Annotated in this window: 3 protein-coding genes and 1 pseudogene; all 4 read left to right on the top strand. The window is 47.6% G+C overall.

Annotated features, from left to right (window positions below; all coding sequences use genetic code 11):
- The first annotated feature begins 35 nt into the window (after positions 1–35).
- Complete coding sequence (locus tag RMY31_RS06590; RefSeq protein WP_322665238.1) at positions 36–932, top strand: SMP-30/gluconolactonase/LRE family protein; 897 nt, start codon at positions 36–38, stop codon at positions 930–932.
- 215 nt (positions 933–1,147) lie between these two features.
- Positions 1,148–2,206: pseudogene (locus RMY31_RS06595) on the top strand (TIGR03032 family protein).
- A 131-nt stretch (positions 2,207–2,337) separates the two neighbouring features.
- A complete protein-coding gene (locus RMY31_RS06600; RefSeq protein WP_409877504.1) occupies positions 2,338–2,700 on the top strand; it encodes a VOC family protein in 363 nt (120 codons plus the stop codon).
- 603 nt (positions 2,701–3,303) lie between these two features.
- The gene (locus RMY31_RS06605; RefSeq protein WP_322665234.1) at positions 3,304–7,116 is read left to right on the top strand and encodes a PAS domain S-box protein; all 3,813 of its coding nucleotides are present in this window, start codon (positions 3,304–3,306) and stop codon (positions 7,114–7,116) included.
- The last annotated feature ends 330 nt before the right edge of the window (positions 7,117–7,446 follow it).

The raw sequence follows: 7,446 nt of genomic DNA on the forward strand, positions 1-7,446 counted from the left end.
GCTACTGCTTCATGTAAATTTTTTGGAGATGTCATATGTGTCAGATTGTGCAAAATCAACTCAAAAACGTTTTAAACGCAAGGGCCCGCTTGGGGGAAGGACCTGTCTGGGATGCTAACAAACAATTACTTTACTGGGTCGATATCTACAATTATCGGGTGCATCAGTTTCATCCCGCTAGTGGGAAAAATGTGTTTTTTGATGTGGGCGATGTAGTAGGAGCGATCGCTGTTGCAGGTAAAAATAGATTAATTATGGCGTTGCGCCATAATTTAGCATTCCTCGATACTCAAAAAGGTACAGTCACCCCAATTGTTGAGATAGAAACAGATTTGCCTGATAACCGTTTCAATGATGGCAAGTGCGATATACAAGGTCGCTTTTGGTTCGGCTCAATGTCTGCTTCCGGCAAAGAACAAGCTAGTCTCTATCGCTATGACTGTGATGGCTCATTACACGTGATGGAAACAGGACTGACTGTTTCCAATGGTTTAGGCTGGAGTCCGGAGCAAAAAACATTTTATTTGACAGATTCCGCTAAACAAAAAATCTATGCTTATGACTTTGATGCAGTGACGGGCAATATTAGCAACCGTCGGATTTTTGTTGATTTAACTGGTGAGTCTTTCTATCCTGATGGGTTGACCATAGATAGCCAAGGATACATCTGGTCAGCTATGTGGAATGGAGGGTGCGTGATTCGTTTCAACCATAAGGGTCAAGAGGTTTTCCGGTTACAGCTAGGAGTACCACTTGTCACTAGTTGCACTTTTGGCGGGGAACATTTACAAGTACTTTATATCACCACTGCTTCGATTGGACTTAGTCAAGGAGAAATCGACAAAAGTTTTGAATCTGGTGATTTATTTGCCTTCAATACTGATGTTACGGGATTACCAATACATGAGTTTAACTTGTCCAAAAAGGCATAAATTTGTGACAACTTGGGAAACTGTCAAATGTAATGTAACCTTCGCAGAAATAATATTTAACCTTTGTGAGCCTTAATAAAAGCGATCGCACTTTTCCAATCAATTGTCTGGTTCAGCAAGTACTGGGTGAAAGTCGCTTTGAGCCTTTCCAATTCTTCTAATGTGAGTTTTTTCCCCAGACGTTCTGCATAACTTGGTCGATTACCTCAAGAAGAGTGCGAACGCAGGCATATACTCCACCTTCTGGAGCTTGCCTGACCGCTTCCCAAGTTAGTAAACCTGTAGCGTCAAATAACAGTATATATGTGAGTATGCGTTATCAAATTTGGCGGTTTGATAATTTACTCTCACCAAAACAAACGTATCAGCATAGCGTAGACGCAGAGCGGCTTGTCGCTAGACATCGCCTTTACATTCCCCGCACTGCATACACCACTGGCGATTTAAATGTCCACGATGTCGTACTAGATGATTCAGAAAATCTTGTATTTGTCAATACAGATTTTAGCTGCCTTGCTACTATCAGCAACGACTACAGTTTTGTACCCTTGTGGCAACCGCCGTTTATCTCCAAGTTGGCGGCGGAAGACCGTTGTCACCTAAACGGCTTAGGGTTGCGCGACGGCAAACCGACGTATGTCACTGCCTGTAGCACCACCGACACCGCCGCCGGATGGCGTAATCATAAAGTAGGCGGGGGTGTGGTGATTGATGTGCAAACCAACGACACTATCGCTACTGGTTTATCCATGCTCCACTCACCGCGCTGGTATTAAGGAAAGCTGTGGCTGTTGAATGCAGGAACGGGAGACTTTGGATTCCTAGATGATGGGGAATTTGTACCGATTACCTTCTGCCCTGGGTTTGTGCGGGGACTAGCATTTTGGAAAAACTTCGCCTTTGTGGGGCTATCAAAATTGCGATCGCCCACCTTTAGCGGACTACCTCTAGAAGAGAGGCTGACGGCTGATGGCAAGACTTCCCAGTCTGGGTTAATGGTGATTGACATCAACACGGGGAAGACACTTCATTGGCTACATTTTGATGGTGTAGTTGAAGAATTATTTGATATAGTCGTTCTCCCAGGTGTACGCCAGCCCCAGGCTTTAGGCTTCCAGTCAGAGGAAATCGAACGCCTAGTTACCTTTCCCGGTTCTGGTGGCATCGTCACAACCAAACCTACGGCGAAACGCCCCAGCCTTGGTGGCATGGCTCCCGCTAGAAGCACTCTTAATCGTTTATTCCACTTTTTCCTAAATAGGTGGAATCCCTAGAACCTAAAAAAAAATGAAGAGTCACAATAGCAGTAAAGAGCATATGCGAATGGCAAGCAAGCTAGATTCGTTGGGTGCTTCAGCAGGTGAGGAGAAACCGAGTAGTATATGTTTAAGGGTGTTCAAGCTATATTTTTTTTGTAGATGATGTTGTTTGTGCTGCTCAATGGTACAGCGAGCTTTTAAATATACCAATGAATTACTTTTATGTAGAAAATGAAATACGAGGAGCATCCATTGATATCAACGGCGTTGAAATGTTTTTCCATCTGGCAGATGAAAAAATGCGTCCTGGAAACGCAGGTCAAGTAGCCTGTTGGCGTGTAGACAACCTTGAGCAAGCATTAGATTATGCCCAAAAGCATGGTACTAGGCTTTATCGAGGCCCCTTAGTAATTGAGGGACAGCAGGCAATTTGTCAAATGTGTGACCCATTTGGAAACCTTTTTGGTATGCAGGGTAAAACCAGGGTCCAGGGTAGTGAAAGAACTTAACAAAAGGTCAAGTAAGAAAAATAGGCGCTTCAAAACTTACTGGGTGATGCTAATACTTTAGATTTTAAGGAATACCCAGAGCCAATGTCTCGCAACACTTTTGCTCAGTCGAAGCTTAATGCCATCTCAAGGTTGATCTGAGATACGGCATCCGTGAGATTTGTTCTGAAGAAACCCATATTCTGGGGGGATTCCAAACTTTGATGAGGAGTGGAAGCACTTTGTCTATCGATTGCACTTATGACAAAGGAGAAGGCAACCGCTTTTTCCCCTAAAAATAATTATTATTACTATCCGCCGTATATTTTAATTTTTGGAAGTCCCTTAGACTTATGAATTGATGAAATTTTGAATAAAGTAGATTTGATTGAGCATTGTCAACCGAATTGCAAAAAAATAGTCTACGTCTTGAGATAGATTGTCTCTTTGAGAAAAATACTTTCCGACAAAGGATCTGAACGCATGAAGGCAGAGGAATACAAGGCTTGGGCTGAAAACCTCTTTGTTAGTGGCGGCGAGATAAGTGCATTGTTGAGATCGCTCGATTGGTCGCAAACACCACTGGGGGCTGTCGAAACCTGGTCGGACAGCCTAAAAACGGCTGTGCAGATCCTGTTGACAGAACTCGGACAAGCCCAGCAGCCAGAAAAAACGCAGCTAGAATCCGATCTGCTGCCGATTAGCACATCAACAGATGCCTTGCGTCAAGCTGCCCAAGCCGATGCGTTTCGCGTCAAGCTCACCAATGCGCTACGCCCCCTGACTGATGCTAATGAAATTCAGGCGATCGCTGCCCGTGTTCTGGGCGAATCTCTAGGCGCAAGCCGCGTTATTTACATTGAAGTATTACTGGGGGGCAAGGAGGTCATCGTTCATAAAAACTACACGAACGGCGTTGCCGAATTGAGCGGGCTGTACCATCTAGAAGACTTTGGGCGTAACCTGATAGACGATCATCGAGCGGGGCGAACGGCGATCGTTCCTGATGTAGCGAACTACCCCAAATACACAGTCAGCCAGAAGGCAAGTTATCAAACGATCAATATTGCCGCGCATATTGATGTACCGCTGATCAAGAACGATCAATTCGTCGCGCTGCTGGCGGTGCATCAGGCAAACCCTCGTCCGTGGACGGAAGATGAGGTGAAACGAGTTGAGGAAACAGCAGAGCAGACATGGGCAGCCGTTGAACGTGCCCGTGCTGAAGCAGCATTACGCGAGAGCCGCACCGAACTTGAAGGGCAACAGCGGAAGTTCGACGCGCTCGTCGCGGCAATTCCCGATTTTATTTACACCTTTGATTTGGCGGGACGGTTCACGTATGTCAACCCGCCGTTGCTCAATCTTTGGCAAAAAACTTTGGATGAAGCTTTGGGAAAGAACTTTTTTGAGCTGGATTATCCAATCGGTTTAGCGACCAGACTTCAGCAACAGATTCAACAGACGATCGCCACGTGCCAGCCGCTCAAGGATGAAACGCTTTACACTAGCACAATCGGCACGCGCACCTATGAATACATTTTTGTACCAATTTTGGGCATAAACGGTGCAGTAGATGCAGTGGCAGGCGTGACGCGAGACATCACCGAGCGCAAACAGGTAGAGCAAGCCTTGCGTGAAAGCGAGGAGCAGAGCCGAAATATTCTGGAGAGTATTACAGACGCATTCTTTGCTCTGGATGAGAACTGGATGTTTACCTATGTGAATCAAGCTGCCGAAATGCTGCTTGATCGTGTGCCAGGGAACTTAATTGGCAAAACTTTATGGGAAGCATATCCAGGACTTATTGGCCATGAGTTGGAGCCGATTCACTGGAGCGCCATGTGCGATCGTGTGGCTGCCTCAATGACTGCGTTTTACCCGGATCACGATCGCTGGTACGAGGTTCGCACTTACCCCGCCCCAAACGGTATCACCGTTTATTTCAAGAATGTGACCGAGCAGATTCAAACTGCCGCAACCCTGCGTCAATCGGAAGAACGCTACCGGACGCTGTTTGAGTCGATCGACGAAGGCTTCTGCATTATTGAAGTGCTATTTGACGAAAATGATAGGCCGCTTGACTACCGCTTCTTAGAAATCAATCCCACCTTTGAGCAACAAACAGGACTTCGACAAGCAGTCGGGAAAACGGCGCGTCAGTTAGTTCCAGATTTAGAAGACCATTGGATTCAGATTTACGGTCAAGTTGCTCTAACGGGTGAATCTGCTCGCTTTGAAAATGGCTCTCTGGCAATGAACCGATGGTTCGATGTCTATGCCTGTCGTATGGGTGAGCTGGAGGCGCGAAAAGTTGCCATTGTCTTTAAAGATATTAGCGAACGCAAACTTTCAGAAGAAATTTTGCGGCGAGCCGCCGAATTTGATGCTTTCCGCGTTTCTCTCACCGACGCGCTCCGGCCACTTGCCGATCCAGTAGAGATTCAGGCTACGGCTAGCCGTGTGCTGGGTGAATATCTCGGCGCGAACCGTGTAGCGTACTTCGAGGTTCGCGGCGCTGATTATGTCGTTGAGCGTGATTATGTGGAAGGAGCCGCAGCACTGGCTGGCAACTACCCGATTGATTCGTTCGGCCCCAAGCTGCTCGCAGCCTACCGCACTGGTTGCGCCGTGTCCGCATCTGATGTGCAAGCCGATCCCAACCTGTCCCCAGTTCAGCGAGCAGCCTACGCCGCGATTGAGATCGGTGCCTACATTGGCATACCCCTGGTCAAGGGGGGCGAATTTGTAGCGGGGCTGGCAGTCCACACATCCAGGTCGCGAGCTTGGACACCAGACGAGATTTCCTTGGCAGAAGAAGTAGCCGAGCGTACTTGGGCGGCAGTCGAACGCGCCCGTGTCGAAGCAGCCTTGCGCGACAGTGAAAACCGCTTCCGCATGGCTCTAGAAGCTGCCCAATTAGGCACCTGGGACTGGAATCTCATCACCAATCAATTGATTTGGGATGAGGGTTGCAAAGCCATGTTTGGCTTACCACCAGAAGCCCAGAGCAGCATTGAAGTCTTTTTTGCTGGACTGCACCCCGACGATCGCGAACGACTAGAACAGGTAGTGCAATGGACTTTGAATCCAAAAAGCAGCGGCAAGTATGACGTAGAATATCGCACGATCGGGATTCAGGATGGGGTTGAACGGTGGATTGCGGCCAGAGGACAGGCTTACTTTGATGCTGCCGACAATCCACAACGCTTTGTTGGCACTGTACTCAATATCACTGAGCAAAAACGCATTCAGACAGAACGAGAACAACTCCTTACCCGCGAACAAGCAGCAAGAGAAGCAGCCGATCGCGCCAACCGAATCAAAGATGAGTTTTTGGCGGTGCTGTCCCATGAATTGCGATCGCCTCTTAACCCGATCTTGGGCTGGACGCAATTACTACAAAACGGCAAACTGAGCGAAGCCCGTAGAGTTGAAGCCCTGAAAATTATCGAGCGCAATGCCAATCTACAGACGCGACTAATCGAAGACTTGCTCGACATCTCCTGCATCATGCAGGGCAAACTCAGCTTAACAGCGGCTCCGGTCAGTTTGACCTTTGTGATTGCTGCCGCCGTTGAAACGGTGCGTTTGGCAGCAGAAGCAAAAAATATTGCGATTGCTCTCGATCTTGACTCTGAGATCGCTCCGATTTATGGCGATGCAGCCCGCTTGCAGCAAGTGGTGTGGAATTTGCTTACCAATGCGGTTAAGTTCACACCCAACGGCGGAAAAGTGAGCGTTGAACTGCGGCAACTCGACGGGCTAGCTCAGATTCGGGTAATCGATACTGGCAAGGGCATCAATCCACAGTTTTTGCCCCATGTATTTGAGTCTTTTCGGCAAGAAGACGGCTCAACGACACGCAAATTTGGCGGGTTGGGATTGGGGCTAGCGATCGGGCGGCAAATTGTAGAAATGCACGGGGGCACGGTGACAGCAGAAAGTCAGGGTGAGAATCAAGGCGCAACCTTCATCATGCAATTGCCCCTCATGCAGCAGGCAACATCGATCGCATCCGAGCCAATCCACACACAGACACAAGCAGAAGTGCCTTTAGACGGCGTTCAAATTTTGCTGGTGGATGATGAGCCAGATACCCGCGAGTTTCAGGCATTTGTGCTGTCACAAAGTGGGGCAAATGTGACAGCCGTTGCTTCTGGGGAAGAAGCTTTGCAAGCTCTAGAGCAGTTCACTTTTGACGTGCTAGTAAGTGACATAGGCATGGCTTTTATTGACGGCTATATGCTGATGCAGCAGATTCGATCTCGCTCACCGAATCAAGGAGGAACCATTCGGGCGATCGCACTGACCGCTTACACCACAGAAATTGACCAACAAAGAGCACTTCAGGTAGGATTTCAAACTCACATTACAAAACCTGTAGAGCCAGAGGAGTTAGTCAGGGCGATTGCAAACTTGCTAGAACGCAACTAAGGAGCCGCAGGGCTTGAAGAAAACAGAACAATGAAAAAGGCTATTGTTACATCAACATTTTATTTATAGAATCAGGCGCTTTTAAGAAAACAAGTTCAGAAAAAATTTGTTACTTAGCTCAAAATCCCTATTTATGAGGTTTTTCATCTGCCATTACTGTGCAACTGACTTGCGCGTTAATGCCTCCAGAACTTACGCACTCAGATCCCCCAACCCCCTTGGCAAGGGGAGCTAGGGGGGATCTAGGTTTCAGACTTCAGTGCGTGAGTCCTAGCCTCAAAAGCTGAATTCAACCCGTCTTTATACTTCAAATAGTAGTATATCAAGATT

It is taken from the genome of Dendronalium sp. ChiSLP03b (assembly GCF_034531165.2).
Taxonomy (GTDB): domain Bacteria; phylum Cyanobacteriota; class Cyanobacteriia; order Cyanobacteriales; family Nostocaceae; genus Dendronalium; species Dendronalium minutum.